The organism is Gordonia asplenii (assembly GCF_012933505.1).
GTDB classification, from domain to species: Bacteria; Actinomycetota; Actinomycetes; order Mycobacteriales; family Mycobacteriaceae; genus Gordonia; species Gordonia asplenii.
Genome location: NZ_JABBNB010000025.1, coordinates 39,609 through 55,052, shown reverse-complemented (window position 1 = coordinate 55,052; position 15,444 = coordinate 39,609). Strand labels below are relative to the sequence as shown.

The following is a 15,444-nucleotide window of genomic DNA, read 5'->3' as shown; positions in this document are numbered from 1 at the left end:
GCGCACCCGACACCGGTCCGATCTCACGCTGATCAGCGGGTGATCTACATGATATTGATCAGTCGGATGACTGAGAATGGAGCACATCGATGACCGACTTCTCTCGCCGAACTCTCCTCGGCGGCGCCGCGGCGGTAGGTGCGACGGTGGCCGTCGGCGCGGCGCGGGCCACGGCGTCGGCCGCACCCATCCGGCTGCGTCGCGAGGAGCATCGCGTCATCGTCGTCGGATCGGGTTTCGGCGGCGGCGTGACCGCCTTGCGGTTGACCCGGGCCGGCGTGCCGGTCACGCTCCTGGAGCGTGGAAAGCGTTGGCGCACCGGGCCTGATGCGAAGACATTCCCGCACGCCGCCGCACCCGACGCGCGCGCCCTCTGGCACGGTTCGGCGCGATACCTGTTCGGACGGCCGATCGACGTCGCGTCGTATGTCGGCCTGTTCGACGCCGTGCCCGGCGAGAACATGACGCCGATCTGTGCGGCCGGCCTCGGCGGGGGATCCCTGGTCTATCAGGGGATGACGCTGCAACCGGCGCAAGCGGTGTTCGACGAATACCTGCCCAACGCGCTCGACTGGCGGCGGATGAACCGCGTGCACTACCCGCGCGTCGCCCGGATGCTCGGGCTGCAGACGGCCCCCGATGAACTGATCCGCAGTGCCACCTACGCCGCCCCACGGACCTTCGCGCGCAATGTCAGGCGCGCCGGCATGCCGTTGTCGAAGATCCCCATGCCCATCGACTGGCGATACGCGGTCGACGAGCTGCACGGCAAGATGGCGCGCTCGTATACCAACGGCGACTGCTCGATCGGTGTCAACAACGGCGGCAAGCACAGCGTCGACGTCACCTATCTCGCACAGGCCCAGGCCACCGGCCGACTGTCGATCCGAACTCTGCACGAGGTGACCGACGTCGAGCGCGCTCGCAGCGGGCGCTGGGTGGTCAGGGTGAATCGCACCGACGAGACCGGTCGTGTGCTCGAACAGATCGTGATGACCGCGCCGACCCTGGTGATGGCCGCCGGCGCGGTCCACACCAATCGCCTGCTGGTCCGGGCGTCGGCGCTGGGGCACATCACCGACCTTCCCGACGGGCTCGGCGGCGGCTGGGGCACCAACGCCGACCGCATCTACACCTGGACCGACCCGGCCAACGACTTCGGCGTCGAACAGGGCGGACCGGTCGTCTACGGGAGTCTCAACTGGTCCGACCCGACGTCGGCGTTCACCGTCATCCAGGCGTCGATCCCGCCGCTGGGCGTCGACGCCCATTCGACGATGCTGGTCGGCTACGGAGTCAGTCGTAGTCGAGGGCGCTACGTATACGACACCGCGCGCGATCAGGCCGTGCTGAAGTGGCCGTCGAACGGCGACGCGGCGATCCAGCGCGGTCACATCGACCCGGCGGTACACCGCATCGCGGGGCCGACGGCCACGCTCGTCGACACCAACGCCCTGCTCCCGACCACCTGGCATCCGCTCGGCGGGGCGTCGATGGGCACGGTCTGCGACCTCGACGGCCGCGTGACCGGACAGCGCGGGCTGTATGTGATCGACGGCGCGCTCATCCCCGGAACCGCTGCGGCCTGCAACCCGTCGATGACCATCGCCGCCGTCGCCGAGCGTGCCCTCGACAACATCGTCGCCCGCGACGTGGGCACCGTCATCTAGTGGCGTGTCGTGGCTAATGGTGTTGATATCTTGTGCGACGCCGTATCCTGCTGGTTGAGCGAGGCGAAGCCGAGTCGAAACCATTGTGACGCTGCGGGTTTTGTCGTTGCGGGGCTGGCGGGTTTCGACTCGCTGCGCTCGCTCAACCGGCAGGGGAACGCAACGGTCATACAACTCTTTAAGTGCGACACACCGCTAGTGGCTCCCAATTCCCCTTGCCGCTCTCGGCGGGCCCCGCAATCCACCTCATCTACTCGCACCCACCCCACCGGCCAGGCGAGGTGGGTGCGAGTAAACGAGGTGAATACGGGAGGTTGTCCGACCTGCGCCAGCGCTCCTCGGAACCGACCGCCCGAGCTAGACCTGCGCCAGCGCTCCTCGGCACTTGACCGTCCACATCCGCCACATCAGCCCCCTCCACTACGCGACATTGCCGCTATCGTTCCTTCTCCGCTTTGCCAGATCGGCCACCGACGAACGCCCCGTCGCTGCGGTAGCTCGCAAGGAGAGTTGGAAGACACACCCCGGTGTCTCGTGCTTGGCGCAGCGGTTTGCGGCACCGATAGTAGGCTGTAGTGCGATGACCATCGTGTATTTTGTGATCGCAGCCCTGGCCTTGGCCGGCGCCGCGGTCCTCCTGTGGCTCGATCGGCAACGGTCGACGGAGAAACGACACCACCGCGCCGTGTGGGGCGACCGGCACGGCTTCGCGTACCGCGAGTCGGATACCAAGTTGCGCAAGGTGTTTCGCCGCGCAGCCATGGATGTCCCCGACCACGTGACGGTCCGCGACGTCGCGTACGGCACCTACGAGGACGCCGAAGCCGTCGTATTCGACCTGTCCGAAACGGCTACCGTGATCGCCGTTCGACGCACCGCGCCGTCGCCGGTGATCGTCGATCTGCGTCACGAAGACGTGCTCGCACCGGCCGAGGACGACGTCGAACTGCTCGGCGCCATGGGCCCGCGCGTCATGTTCTCCAACGACCTCGACGTCGCGCGCCGCGTCTGCGACCGCCGGATGATCGCGTTGGCCACCAACGCGCCGCCGTTCGTCGAGATCCTCTGGACCGAGGGCAAATGGGCGATCGGCTCGATGCCGCTGACCGCCGACGACGCCAAGCTCGACGCCGCGCTCGACGTCGTGCGACGGTTCGCCGACCTTCTGCGTGCGCTGCCGCCGGTCCGCGATCCGCAGGGATCACCGGACCCGCGTGACCCGCACGGTCCTGCTCGCGCCGAGCTGGCCGACGAGAAGACCGAGAACATGCGCGACAAGCAGCGCGGCGCCGCGCTCCGTAAGTCTGCCCACGAGCAGTCCGCGACCCGCGGCGAGGCGGACTCGGTCGCCGACGCTCAATCGGAGGAGCCGACGGCGGTCTGGGCGGCGGTGCCGCCGACCGTCAACCGCGCAGCGCGCTCCGACAGTCTCGACGACGCGGCCGCCCGCACCCGCGTGCCCGGACCCTCCACCAACACCGCGGGACGTCGGATGGGACCGATGCCGGTCCAGCGTCCGGCCGACCGCTCTCGACGGGATGATCGATGACCGAAGTTTCTGATCGGGACCGCCTCGCGAAGCTGGTCACCGAGCTCGCCGTCGTGCACGGAAGAGTCACGTTGTCCTCCGGTAAGGAGGCCGACTACTACGTCGATCTACGCCGTGCGACCCTGCACCACGAGGCGTCGCGGCTGATCGGCAAGCTGATGCGCGAGTTGACCGCGGATTGGGCGTACGACGCGGTCGGCGGCCTCACCTTGGGCGCCGACCCGGTGGCGACGTCGATCATGCACGCCGACGGCCGGCCGATAGACGCATTCGTGGTGCGCAAGGCCGCTAAAGCCCATGGGATGCAACGGCAGATCGAAGGGCCCGACATCGTCGGGCGCGATGTGCTGATCGTCGAGGACACGTCGACGACGGGGGCGTCGCCGAGCACCGCCGTCGAGGCCGCGCGCGCGATCGGCGCCAACGTCGTGGGGGTGGCCACCGTCGTCGACCGCGCCACCGGAGCCGACGAGGTCATCGGCAAGCTGGGTGTTCCGTATCGGTCGCTGTTGGGTTTGAGTGACCTCGGACTCGCCTGAGCACCAGCCCGGCCCCACCGAATGGCAGGCGCGCTCGGCGCCGGTCGGCGTCGGGCCGTGGCTGATCGAGCGCGGTGCGCCGCTGCCGTCGGATCCGATGTTCGACGCCGAACTCCTGGCTGACGGTGATTCGCGCAATGTCGTTGACGCATACCGCTATTGGACGCGCGATGCGATCGTCGCCGACATCGACGCGCGACGTCACCCGCTGCACATCGCTATTGAGAATTTCGCTCATGACGCCAATATCGGCACGGTCGTGCGGACGGCGAATGCCTTCGCTGCGGCCGCGGTGCACATCGTCGGCCGACGCCGGTGGAATCGTCGGGGAGCGATGGTCACCGACCGCTATCAGCGCATCGAGCACCACGAGACCGTCGCCGACTTGGTCGCCTGGGCGCGCGAAGCGGGACTGGTGGTCGTCGCGGTGGACAATACGCCCGGCTCGGTGCGGCTGGAAACCGTTGCGCTGCCTCGTGATTGCGTCCTGCTGTTCGGTCAGGAGGGGCCGGGAGTCAGTGACGACGCGCAGGCCGCCGCGGACTTGACCGTGTCGATAGCGCAGTTCGGTTCCACACGCTCGATCAACGCCGGGGTCGCGGCCGGAATCGCGATGCACGCGTGGATTTCCCAGCACGCGGACCTCGACCAGGCATGGTGATGACCGAGTGCACGACTGAATGTGATCGCGACGTACGTGACCTGTTCGCTTGATCCGGCAAACCGGTCCCCTTCAGCGCGACGGATGCTCCCCAGCATCTGCTCCGCTGAGGGGGACCGGTTTGTGACTAGACGGGGATGTCGGGGCCCAGATCCAGCCGGATCGGGCTCACCCGCTGGTTTCAGTGGGTGCCATGAGCCGGGTCACTCCGCTGGTTGAGCGTGCGCATCCGCTGGTTTGATGAGTCGGGTCGGAGCGTAAGTCGGGCGCCACCCGTAGATTGAGCGTGCCCACCCGCTGGTTGAGCCGGGCCGGAGCGCAAGCGTAGGCCCGTGTCGAAACCCCGTAAGCCGACGGTGTCAGCGCACCGAACCACCAGCTCTCACCAACCAAGCGTCGGACCAGCTAGGGCGTGTCTCCCAATTTCCGTTGCGGCTCTCGGCGGCCCCCGCCGTGCTGAGCGACCTTGCGAGTCCCGGCCTGGCTCGACCACGATGGCTGCCGCTATCGCCGCATCCTCGGTCTTGCCAGAGCTGGCCTACGCGGCGTCGGACACTGCTCCCTGCGAAGTGTTCTTGCGACGCTTGTACCACTCCCAGACCATCGGCAGCACCGACACCAACACGATGAGGATGAAGATCGGCTCGATCAGCTTCTGGATGATCGTGAAGCTGCCCAGCCAGTAGCCGAGCAGCACGATACCGGCGCCCCAGACAATCGCGCCGATCACGTTGTAGGCGCTGAACAGGGCGTACTTCATCCTCGCGGCGCCGGCGACGATCGGGGCGAGCGTGCGCACGATCGGAACGAAGCGCGCGATGAAGATGGTGAACGGGCCGCGCTTCTCGAAGAACTCGTGCGCCTCGAGCAGGTACTTCTCCTTGAGGAACCGTGCGTCGGGCTTGAACATCGACGTCCCCGCCAAGCGGCCGACCCAATAGCCGACCTGCCCGCCGAGAATGCCGGCGATGGGTACACCGATCAGCAGGTACCAGAGTTTGAAGTTGGCGTCGGCGACTTGCTGGGCGTGCTCCGCAGTGGCACTGCCTGCGGCGATGAGGCCCGCGACGAACAACAGAGAATCGCCGGGGAGTACCGGGAACAGCACGCCGGACTCGATGAAGATGACGATCAACAAGCCCCAGAAGGCGAATGCGCCGAAGTATCCGATCAGGGTGAACGGGTCCATGAAGCCCGGCATCAGCCCGGCTTGGACGACGGTGTTCGCGGCATCGGCGGCCCAGGCGGTCGAGGTGTCGGTCAGCGCATTGATCACGGAAATACAGGCTACCTGGGCGGACCTGAACCCCGGCTGAGTGTTGGCGGGCCAGTGGGCGATGTCATAGGCGTGTGCGATGCTGCGGAGCACGTCGGATCACGGGGGTGACCGACACGATTCTGGGGGGAGCGGTGATGTCAGCACTAGTGTGTGGCACCTCGACCGTCGGCGTGGTGGCGATATTCGGACTGTGCGTGACGCTCGCGGCGCGAGGGGTGAATCGCGACGAGCCACTCGCCCCGGCGCCTCAGCGATATCCGCTGGTTGGGCTGGGCTCGGAGTGTCGCGGCTAATGGTATTGATATCTTGTGCGCACCCTGCTTCGCCGCATCCTGCTGGTTGAGCGAGGCGAAGCCGAGTCGAAACCACGGTGACGCTGCGGGTTTCGCTACTGTCCGGCCGGTGGGGTTTCGACTCGCTGCGCTCGCTCAACCGGCAGAGGAACGCGTCGGGCGTCGGCCTTAGTCGCTACCACAGTTGACCGATCCCGACGAGCAAGCCGACCTGCTTCACTCGATTCATGACCTCCGCAATCGAAGTCGTCGTAGGTGCCCACTGGGTCAACGGGTGGTTCGTCTACGCGCTGGCCCGACCGATCGTCGCCGTCGACGAGACGGAACACGCCGTCCGATGGAACAAGGCGGCCCTCATCCACTGCGAGGCTGGCGCGCATCGTGTGGCGGTCGGGATCCGGTACCGGGGATGGCGCAGGGTCCTCGGCACCGTCCCGGTAGACGTCCGCGTCGATGGCGGGACGACGCTGCGACTGCGCGCCGTGAACGGCCCGCTGAACAGCGATCCATGGCGGATCAGCGAGCGATAGCGACGCAGATCCGGCCGCGTCCTCCCTCTCGCTGCGACGCCGATCACGACTTGCCATACTTAGGTGATGCTCGCGACGGACCGCGACTCGCCCGACGACTCATCGTCGCGGCGATTCGCCGCAGGTTCGTCGCCCGGAGCTCACGACTCGCCACAAGTGGGTCGCGACGAAGAAGGTGCCGCGGACACAGCACAAGGCTGCCGTTGCCGACAAGTATGGAGGATTCATCGATGCCCATCGCAACCCCCGAGAAGTACGCCGAGATGCTGGCCAAGGCCAAGGAGGGTGGCTACGCGTTCCCGGCGATCAACTGCACGTCGTCGGAGACCATCAACGCCGCGATCAAGGGTTTCGCCGACGCCGGCAGTGACGGCATCATCCAGTTCTCCACCGGTGGCGCCGAGTTCGGTTCCGGCCTCGGCGTGAAGGACATGGTCACCGGTGCGGTCGCGCTCGCCGAGTTCGCGCACGTCATCGCGGCCAAGTACGACGTCACCATCGCGCTGCACACCGACCACTGTCCGAAGGACAAGCTCGACGGATTCGTCCGCCCGCTCATCGAGATCTCGACCGAGCGCGTGCGCAACGGCCAGGATCCGCTGTTCCAGTCGCACATGTGGGACGGTTCGGCGGTGCCGATCGACGAGAATCTGGAGATCGCCCAGGAACTGCTCGCCAAGACCGCGGCCGCCAACATCATCCTCGAGGTGGAGATCGGCGTCGTCGGCGGTGAAGAAGACGGTGTCGAGGCCGAGATCAACGACAAGCTCTACACCTCGGTGGAAGACTTCGAGAAGACCGTCGCGGCGCTCGGCGCGGGGGAGAAGGGCAAGTATCTGCTCGCCGCAACCTTCGGCAACGTGCACGGCGTCTACAAGCCGGGCAACGTCAAGCTCAAGCCGTCGGTTCTCGACGACGGACAGAAGGCCGCTGCCGCGAAGCTCGGCGTCGACCCGGCGTCGAAGCCCTTCGACTTCGTCTTCCACGGCGGGTCCGGCTCGCTCAAGAGCGAGATCGAAGAATCGCTGAGCTACGGCGTGGTGAAGATGAACGTCGACACTGACACCCAGTACGCCTTCACCCGTCCGGTCGCCGGGCACATGTTCGCCAACTACGACGGTGTGCTCAAGGTCGACGGAGAGGTCGGCAACAAGAAGGTCTACGACCCCCGCGTCTACATGAAGAAGGCCGAAGCGTCGATGACCGAGCGTGTCATCGAGGCTTGCAACGACCTGCGCTCGGCGGGCCGCTCGATCAGTAAGTGAGTCGAACAACGAAGCGCCCCTTGGATTTCCAAGGGGCGCTTCGTTGTGTGCGGGACTTCTACTTGGGGTCGCAGACCTTCCAGTCGTCGCCCTGCTTCTGCAGGTTGATCGAGACCGGGGTGATCGTCTGCGGTGTGCTGGTGCGGAACGCGTTGACCTCGACGACGGCGCTGCTCCCGCCGGTCACCTTCGACGCTTTGACGCCGGAGATGTTGACCAGCTCGTTGCGGGTCTTCTGCGCGGCGTAGATCTTCGCGAAGTCGGCGTCGGAGATGCGAGTGTAGAACTCGTGGCGATCGCCGCAGGTGACGTTGCGCAGGGTCGCGATGTCGCCGTTGTTCTGGGCGGCGACATAGCTGACCGCGACGTTGGCCGCCTCGTCGGCGTCGGCCGGCGACCGGCCGAACAGATACCCGAGGATCGCGGCGGCCACGACCACCACCACAACGGCGGCGCCGACGAGCAACGGCCACTTGCGCTTGGTCTTGGCCGGCGCCTCGGACGTGATGACCTGCGGTTCGTGTCCGGTCGACGTCCAGCCGGGCCCGGTCTGCGGGGGCGCGCTCGGCGATGTCGCCGGGCCACCGGCCACGGCGGCCGGCTTGTTGATGACCGTGGTCGACGGCTCGAGCTTGCGGATCTCCGGCTTGCGGATCACCGTCGTCGCGGCGTCTGATCCGGCGACGGCGGCCGCGGCGTCGGCCTTCGAGATGGCGACGGTCTTCTGGTCGAGATCGGGCTTGTCGAGCTCGACGGTCTTCTCATCGGTCGGCGTCTCGACGACGTCGGTCTTCTCGTCCGTGTCGGCGGTCGGTACGACATCGGTGGTGTCGTCCGACGATTCGCCGGTCTGCTCCTCGGCGTCGGCGACGGTGCCTTGCTCGGCGTCGTCCGTGCTGACCTCGTCGGTCGAAACGGACGAGTCCTCTTGTACTGCTTCGGTTTTCGCTGAATCCTCGGCAGTGGTCTTTTCGTCGGCCTTCGACTTGGCCACGGCGGAGGCCACCACAGCGGCCGCCCCCGCAGCAGCCGTCGCCGCTGCGATCTTCGCGGTCTTGTCGTCGTCCGCGGCGGGCTCGGCGTCGGCGTCCTTTTCGGTCGTGGTCTCCGCAGCGGGGGTAGCGGTGTCGTCCTCGACCGTCGACTCGACGACCGGCTCAGCCGGTTCGACTGCCTCCGGCGCCGTCGGGACCTCGTCGGATGCGGCCTCATCGGCCGGCGCAGTACCTGCCGCCTCCTCGACCACAGCTCCATCGGCAGGAGTCGAATCGGCCGTAGCTTCCCCGGCCGGAGTCGAGTCGACCGGAGTCGAGTCGGCAGAAGCCTCACCGGCCGCAGCCGAATCGGCTGCGGGCTCTGCCGCAAGTTCTTCGGCCGCGGGATCGCCGGCGGCGTCCGCGGCTGCGGGCTCGTCTTCGGCAGCGGACTCGGCGCCATCTTCGACGCCGGGCTCCTCGGTCGCCGCGGCGGCCTTCGTGTCATCGTCTTTCGTCGAATCGTCGTCGGACGGTGCCTCGTCGGCCTTGTCCGCGCCCGCGGCTGCCGCAGCTGCCACACCCGCGGCAACCGCGCCGCCTGCGACGGCTGCCTTCTTCGACGCACTCGAATCGGACTCGTGCTTTTCATCGGCTTTGTCGCCGGCGAGGGCGTCGATGTCGTCGAGGTCGGTGAGCTCCTCGGCCTTGGGCAGCTTGGAGCGGTCGATGACCATCGTCGCCGAGTCGATGCCGCGTCCACCCCGGGGCTTCATCGTCGACTTGGGCTTCTCCGGTTCCGGCTTCGCGGGTGTCGCCGGAGCGGAGGGGGTGGGCCGCGCAGGGGGCGTGGACGGCGCAGCGGGCGCGCCGGCAGAGCCGTTGCGGGCCGCACCACCGGTAGACGGGGGAGCCGGCGGCGCGGCGCGCGTGATGTTCGGGGATGCCGGGGTATCGTTTTCGCCGCGGTTGCGGAATGCGGCGATTGCCCTGCCCACCGCTTTCTTAGGTGCGGGGAACCGCTTGGTGTCGTCCGATGGCGCCATACGGCACGTCCTGCCTTCTTTGTTTGAAAAACCCGCCCTGCAGCGGTGAGGTCACGCTGAATAAGGGTGTCGGAACACACCCGAAGTCGTACCAGCCTATCTAATGCGCCGCGGTAACGGCATTTCGGTGCTCGTCGCCGAGTGTCGTCAGTCATCGCGCACTCGGCGTCGCGGTTGGATGACAGAATGCAGAGGTGACTTCCTTCGGAGATCTTCTCGGCCCCAATCCCACCCTGCTGACCGGCGACGACGAGGCGGAATCAGACCTGCTCAACAAGGTCGACCCGGCTGCGGTGGCAGCAGCTCACCCGACGGCCTCGATCGCCTGGGCCTACCTTGCCGAAGCGGCGCTGGAGAACATCGTCGACGACGCGCACGCCACCCAGGGATACGTCACCGCGTACGCCTTCGCGCGGACCGGCTACCACCGCGGACTCGATCAGCTGCGGCGCCACGGATGGAAGGGATTCGGCCCGGTCCCGTGGAGCCACGAACCCAACCAGGGTTTCCTGCGCTGCGTCGGCGCGCTGGCCCGTGCCGCGCAGGCCATCGGTGAGGAAGACGAATACCTCCGCTGCCTCGACCTGCTCAACGACAGCGATCCCAACGCGATCGGCCAGTTGGGGCTTGATTAGTCCCATCCGGCCCAGGCTGCACGCCTGGTTCCTCACCTTCCCCGCGATCCTGCAGACCAGGCTGCGTCGACTCTGGCTGTCCGGCGGCCCGATTCTGCAGTGCGCGGTGGCCGCCGGGTTGGCGTGGTGGGTCGCGAGCATGGTCACCGGAACCAATCCCGCACCGTTCTTCGCGCCGATCGCGGCTGTGGTCTCGCTCGGTTTGTCACTGGGCAAACGCTGGCGACGGTCGGTCGAGCTCGTCGGCGGTGTGGTCATCGGCATCCTGGTCGGCGACCTGCTAGTGCGGCAGATCGGATCGGGTACCTGGCAGGTGGTCGTCGTCGTGGCGCTCGCGATGGCCACCGCGGTCTTCCTCGACGACGGGCCGCTGGTACCGATGCAGGCGGCGTCGTCGGCGACGCTGGTAGCCACACTCCTGCCGCCCGGCGGTACCGCCGGTTTCAGTCGGGCGGTGGACGCGCTGATCGGCGGCGTGATCGGGCTCATCGTCGTGGCGGTGTTTCCGGTCAATCCGGCTCACCGGGCGCGTCGTGACGCAGCCGGTGTGCTGACCACGATGCGCGACGCCGCGTGGCGCCTCGCCGACGGCCTGCGCAACGCTGACGAAGACGAGGTGTTCGGCGCCCTCGAAGACGCGCGAGCCACCCAGGGTGCGATCACTCAGATGCGCGCAGACATGGGCGGCGGTCAGGAGGTGTCGCGGATTTCGCCGCTGTACTGGCGTTCCCGCGAGCGGCTGGAACGCATCTCGGAGACCGCCGATCCGATCGACAACGCGGTCCGCAACTTCCGGGTGCTCTCGCGTCGGGCGTTGTCGATGGTCGAGCGCGGCGAGCAACTGTCCGAGGAGGTCATCGAGATCATCTCCGACTTCGGCTACGCCTTCGACATTCTGCGAGCCATGATGATGGCCGACCCGGGCGACTTCCCCGATCAAAGTGACGCCGCGAAAGTCGTGCGCCGGATCGGTCGGCGCGCCAAACGCAGTCTCGCCGACGAGGCGTCGATGGCCGAAACCGCGACGGTCGCCCAGATCCGGTCGATCATCGTCGACATGTTCATGATCTGCGGACTGAAACGGACATCTGCACTCGCACAGCTGAGGTGAGCGTGTGGTGCCGCGCCGGCATCGGCCGGTTGTAACCCGAATCGCACCGACAAAGGCGACCCTAAGCCTTGCAATATATGCGAAAGTACGCATATATTGGCCACGTGGGACATTCACATGACGGACACTCGCACGGCCCGACCGCGGCCGACCTCGCCTCCGGCGGCGCGCAGCGTCGAATCTGGCCGATGGCTCTGTCGGTCGTCTTCATCGGCGGATTCTTCGTGGTCGAGCTCGTCGCGGGCATCGTCGTCAATTCGTTGGCGCTGATCGCCGACGCCGGGCACATGCTCACCGACGTCGTCGCACTCGTCATGGGTTTGGTCGCGCTGCTGCTCGCGCGGCATGGCAAGGTCACCGACGAGCGGACCTTCGGCTGGCATCGGGCCGAGGTCTTCACGGCCGTCGCCAACGCAGTTCTCCTGATCGGTGTCGCCGTCTTCGTCCTCTACGAGGCGATCCGACGTATTGGCACCGACCCGGAAGTGTCGGGTTTGACGCTGATCATCGTCGCGTCGATCGGCTTGGCGATCAACGTCGTCGTGATGCTTCTCCTGCGCGCTGATTCGGAGGCCTCTATCGCGGTCCGCGGTGCATACATGGAGGTCCTCGCCGACGCGCTGGGCAGCGTGGGCGTGTTGGTGGCCGGAATCGTCGCGATGACGACCGGTTGGGGCTACGCCGACATCGTCGTCGCGGTTCTGATCGCCCTGTGGGTGGTGCCGCGCGCGATCCGCCTCGCGCTCGACGCCCTGCGCATCCTCAATCAGCAGGCGCCGTCGCATATCGACGTCGACGCCGTGCGCACCGAGCTCGCCGCGATCCCCGAGGTTCAAGACGTGCATGACCTGCACGTATGGTCGCTGACTACCGGCATGGACGTCGCGACCGTGCATGTCTCCAGCGACGCCGACAACACCACCGTCCTCGCCGCCGCCAAACAGGTGCTTCATCACCACGGCCTGGACCACGCCACCATCCAGGTCGACAGCTGCCGCGGCGGAGCACGTTGTCACGACGAGATGACGTGGTAGCCGAAAGATTCATCCGTGGTGACCTGCTATTTTGCGGATTTCTGACGCTGGTCCGTTGGCAAGGCCATCACACCGGTCCGGCCGCCAACGATTCCCCGGCGATCGCCCGATGTCACTCATCTAGGAGGGTGCTGAGCGGCGCTGAAATGTTCCCCGTCCGGGTTCCTATCCCGGGCTGTTTGGCGAATTTCAGGATTGTCGGGAACATCTCGGCGCAGCTCCAACCTCATCGCCGCAGCTGACTGAAGCCGGAGTTCTCTTCCGCGAATTCGTTTGCGTGCAACGGATCTGGTTGCGTTGGGTTCTTTGTCTCGCCGGCCCCTCGTTACACCGAAACTCGCAAGCTCGTTTCGGCACTCGGGGAGCGGGGGGTGCGTGCTTTGTATCGGTACTCGGCCTGGATCCACCGATGGTGGTCCCATTTCGCTGGTTGAGCAGGTCGAGCGCCGTGCTGAGCGAGGCGCTAGCCGAGTCGAAGTAGCGCTAGCCGAGGCCGTGTCGAAACCACGGTGACACAACAGGTTACGTGCGACCGCTTGTCTCGCGTTCGATCGTGGTGATCATCTCCGGTCGTGCTTCCAGCAGGTGCATTCGACGGTTGCGCTGATGTCGCGGTCCTGGTCTGGCTCGACTCACTGAAATCTGTTGTCTCACCTTGGCTTCGACACGCTCGTCGCTAACGCTCCTCACGGCTCAACCAGCGGAGAAGCCTGCCATCGGTGAATCCAGGCTCGGGGAGCGGGGGTGCGTGCTTTGTTTCGGCGCTCGGGGAGCGGGTGTGTCCCGCCCGTCGGGTGAGCTACCCAGCGCCGGAGCGGGGAGCTTGCTCCGCAGCGACCGGTGAATCTTGCCTGGCGCGCAACCTCAATCCAAGCCGCGCGCAATCAGGGTTTCGCCGAAGCCATCCGCGGTGCGCAGGGCCGAAATCACCAGCGGTGTCAGCATTGTGGCTGAGCGCAGCGGCAAATTCCTTGCGTGCCTTGCCTCTTCTACCTGCCGCACCAGTTCGACCATCAGCGGGATCGCTCGGATCGCCAACGCGAAGCCCAGCGCCAGCTGGTCGGTACGGACGCCGATCAGTCGCAACGGACTCAGCGTGCGATTGATCCACGCGAGCACGTCGACGGTGCGGGTGGTCAGCGTTACCGCGACGGCCAACATGACCGACGCCAGCAGAACACCGCAAACCACAAGTGCGCGTTGCCAATCAGTCAGGATGACCTGCAGGACAAACAGGACCGCGATCGTCCACAACACCGGAATCAATTGCGATACAGCGATTCTCGGCTTGATCCAACCGAGCAGATACACCCCGACGACGACGCCCGCCGCGACGCCCAGCCGCGCGACGCTGGTCACCCAGAAGCTGAGGAACACGATGATCGACGCCAGCCCGAGAAGCTTCACGCCCACCGGAAGTCGGTGCAGCACCGAGTGTCCCGGCTGATAGACGCCCATCGCGGTCATGACATGAGCTTGCGGTAGAAGGTCAGGGCGTCGGCGGGAACGTCGTCGCAGACGATCCGCCCGTCGTCGACCACCAGGATCCGGTCGAAGCCGGTGAGGATGTCGAGGTCGTGCGACACCACGATGAGTTGCTGGTCCAATCCGGCGAACACCTCGCCGAGCATCCGCGTATTGCGCAGATCGAGCAGCGTCGTCGGTTCGTCGGCGACGACTATCCGCGGCTTGGTCACCAAAACCGACGCCAGCGCGAGCAATTGCTTCTGGCCGCCGGACAACTGATGCGAGGGATGGTCGGCGTGACCGTCGAGCCCGAAGCGCGCCAGCACGTCGTCGACGACGGTTCGCCGCTCCGCACCGCTCAGTTTCGACCGTGACAGCGACAGTTCCACATCCTCGACGACGGTCGGCATGATGACCTGCCGGTCCGGGTCGGAGAAGATGAAACCGACCTCGCGGCGCACCCGGCGTCGATGCCGGCCGGTCACCTCTGTCCCGTTGACGCGTACCGTCCCGACGTCGGGCTCCACCAGGCCGTTGATCATCCGCACCAGCGTCGACTTACCGCTGCCGTTGGCCCCGACAATCCCGACCCGACGTTCGGTGAGCGTGGTCGAAACTTCGGTCAGCACCCGTCGATCTCCGAAACCGTGTGTGACGCCGTCGAATTCGACGACTGACTGTGCACTGGTCACGACGGAGAGTCAGAAGCCTTGCCGCGCAACAGGATCGGGTCGATCAGACCGGGGTACCCGCGATGTACCTGCTGCGCGACGATGGCGGTGACTGCGGCTTTGACCACGTCGCCGATCACGAACGGACCGTTAGTGGCAAGTGCGGCAAAGAAAGTCATGTCGCTGCGGATCATCAGGCCCAGCGTGCCGCACAGGTAGATGACGCCCATGCCGCCGACGACGTTGATGACGAATCCCCAGACGAGTCGGTAGCGGGGCATCAGTGCGGCGGTGGCGAGTCCGATGAGCAACGCCGACGGCAGGAAGCCGATGAAGAAGCCGGCGGTGGGCGACGACAGGGCGGTGAGGCCATTGCGTCCGCCGGCGAGGATCGGCAGTCCGACGAGGGCCAGCACCATGAAGATCGCGACGGAGAGTGTGCCCTTGCGTGGCCCGAGGATGGCTCCGGCGAGCATCACGCCCATCGTCTGCAGCGTGATCGGCACACCCGACGACCCGATGGTGATGGTGCCGGGTAGACCGAGAACCGCGATCAGCGCCGCGAACACCGCGGCCTGTGTCACATCGGTCACCGAGATCCCGCGTCGGCTCCGCGTTGTCATCGCACCTCACTCCATGCGTCGTCGAATATCACTACGCATTATGGTGTGCGTCGGTTAGGGAGTGCTAACCGCAGTGCCGTTTCAGTCGAGGGCCGGG

The 15,444-nt window shown here is 66.4% G+C and carries 14 protein-coding genes; 9 read left to right on the top strand and 5 right to left on the bottom strand.

The window, feature by feature from the left end; translation table 11 throughout:
* Positions 1-89 precede the first annotated feature (89 nt).
* The 4 genes from HH308_RS20675 to HH308_RS20660 all read left to right on the top strand — a co-directional run bounded on the left by HH308_RS20675 (position 90) and on the right by HH308_RS20660 (position 4,419).
* Positions 90-1,670, top strand: coding sequence for a GMC oxidoreductase (locus tag HH308_RS20675; protein WP_170196137.1), 1,581 nt, complete (start codon positions 90-92; stop codon positions 1,668-1,670).
* 580 nt (positions 1,671-2,250) lie between these two features.
* Complete coding sequence (locus HH308_RS20670; RefSeq protein ID WP_170196136.1) at positions 2,251-3,219, top strand: TtfA family protein; 969 nt, start codon at positions 2,251-2,253, stop codon at positions 3,217-3,219.
* The gene (gene pyrE, locus HH308_RS20665; protein WP_170196135.1) at positions 3,216-3,758 is read left to right on the top strand and encodes an orotate phosphoribosyltransferase; all 543 of its coding nucleotides are present in this window, start codon (positions 3,216-3,218) and stop codon (positions 3,756-3,758) included. Before HH308_RS20670 ends, pyrE begins: the two co-directional genes overlap by 4 nt.
* Complete coding sequence (locus HH308_RS20660) at positions 3,739-4,419, top strand: TrmH family RNA methyltransferase (protein ID WP_170196134.1); 681 nt, start codon at positions 3,739-3,741, stop codon at positions 4,417-4,419. Before pyrE ends, HH308_RS20660 begins: the two co-directional genes overlap by 20 nt.
* Positions 4,420-4,957: 538 nt before the next feature.
* Here the strand turns inward: HH308_RS20660 and HH308_RS20655 are convergent.
* Positions 4,958-5,620 (bottom strand): DedA family protein, encoded by a 663-nt coding sequence (locus HH308_RS20655; RefSeq protein WP_170196185.1) that lies wholly within the window; start codon positions 5,618-5,620, stop codon positions 4,958-4,960.
* Between the two features lie 598 nt (positions 5,621-6,218).
* Here HH308_RS20655 and HH308_RS20650 point away from each other — a divergent pair.
* Together HH308_RS20650 and fbaA are read left to right on the top strand one after the other, a co-directional pair.
* Positions 6,219-6,521, top strand: a complete 303-nt coding sequence (locus HH308_RS20650) for a hypothetical protein (RefSeq protein WP_170196133.1) — start codon at positions 6,219-6,221, stop codon at positions 6,519-6,521.
* Between the two features lie 230 nt (positions 6,522-6,751).
* A complete protein-coding gene (gene fbaA, locus HH308_RS20645; protein ID WP_170196132.1) occupies positions 6,752-7,786 on the top strand; it encodes a class II fructose-bisphosphate aldolase in 1,035 nt (344 codons plus the stop codon).
* A 58-nt stretch (positions 7,787-7,844) separates the two neighbouring features.
* Here the strand turns inward: fbaA and HH308_RS20640 are convergent, their stop codons facing one another.
* On the bottom strand, positions 7,845-9,806 hold the full coding sequence (locus HH308_RS20640) for an Rv0361 family membrane protein (RefSeq protein WP_170196131.1): 1,962 nt from the start codon (positions 9,804-9,806) through the stop codon (positions 7,845-7,847).
* A gap of 194 nt (positions 9,807-10,000) precedes the next feature.
* On the opposite strand from HH308_RS20640, the gene HH308_RS20635 reads away from it, so the two are divergent.
* From HH308_RS20635 to HH308_RS20625, 3 genes are all read left to right on the top strand, one after another.
* On the top strand, positions 10,001-10,441 hold the full coding sequence (locus tag HH308_RS20635; RefSeq protein WP_170196130.1) for a DUF3151 domain-containing protein: 441 nt from the start codon (positions 10,001-10,003) through the stop codon (positions 10,439-10,441).
* Positions 10,434-11,552: an FUSC family protein gene (locus HH308_RS20630; RefSeq protein WP_211188678.1), complete on the top strand. Its 1,119-nt coding sequence runs from the start codon at positions 10,434-10,436 to the stop codon at positions 11,550-11,552. Before HH308_RS20635 ends, HH308_RS20630 begins: the two co-directional genes overlap by 8 nt.
* A 104-nt stretch (positions 11,553-11,656) precedes the next feature.
* The gene (locus HH308_RS20625) at positions 11,657-12,586 is read left to right on the top strand and encodes a cation diffusion facilitator family transporter (protein ID WP_170196129.1); all 930 of its coding nucleotides are present in this window, start codon (positions 11,657-11,659) and stop codon (positions 12,584-12,586) included.
* 864 nt (positions 12,587-13,450) lie between these two features.
* On the opposite strand, the gene HH308_RS20620 is transcribed toward HH308_RS20625, so the two are convergent.
* The 3 genes from HH308_RS20620 to HH308_RS20610 are packed head-to-tail and all read right to left on the bottom strand — an operon-like array spanning position 13,451 to position 15,347.
* Positions 13,451-14,053 carry an energy-coupling factor transporter transmembrane component T family protein gene (locus HH308_RS20620; protein ID WP_170196128.1) on the bottom strand — a complete coding sequence of 201 codons (603 nt, stop codon included), beginning with the start codon at positions 14,051-14,053 and terminating at the stop codon, positions 13,451-13,453.
* Positions 14,050-14,745 (bottom strand): energy-coupling factor ABC transporter ATP-binding protein, encoded by a 696-nt coding sequence (locus HH308_RS20615; protein WP_170196127.1) that lies wholly within the window; start codon positions 14,743-14,745, stop codon positions 14,050-14,052. The genes HH308_RS20620 and HH308_RS20615 overlap by 4 nt, the downstream gene beginning before the upstream one ends.
* Positions 14,742-15,347 (bottom strand): biotin transporter BioY, encoded by a 606-nt coding sequence (locus HH308_RS20610; protein WP_170196126.1) that lies wholly within the window; start codon positions 15,345-15,347, stop codon positions 14,742-14,744. Before HH308_RS20610 ends, HH308_RS20615 begins: the two co-directional genes overlap by 4 nt.
* Between the last annotated feature and the right edge of the window lie 97 nt (positions 15,348-15,444).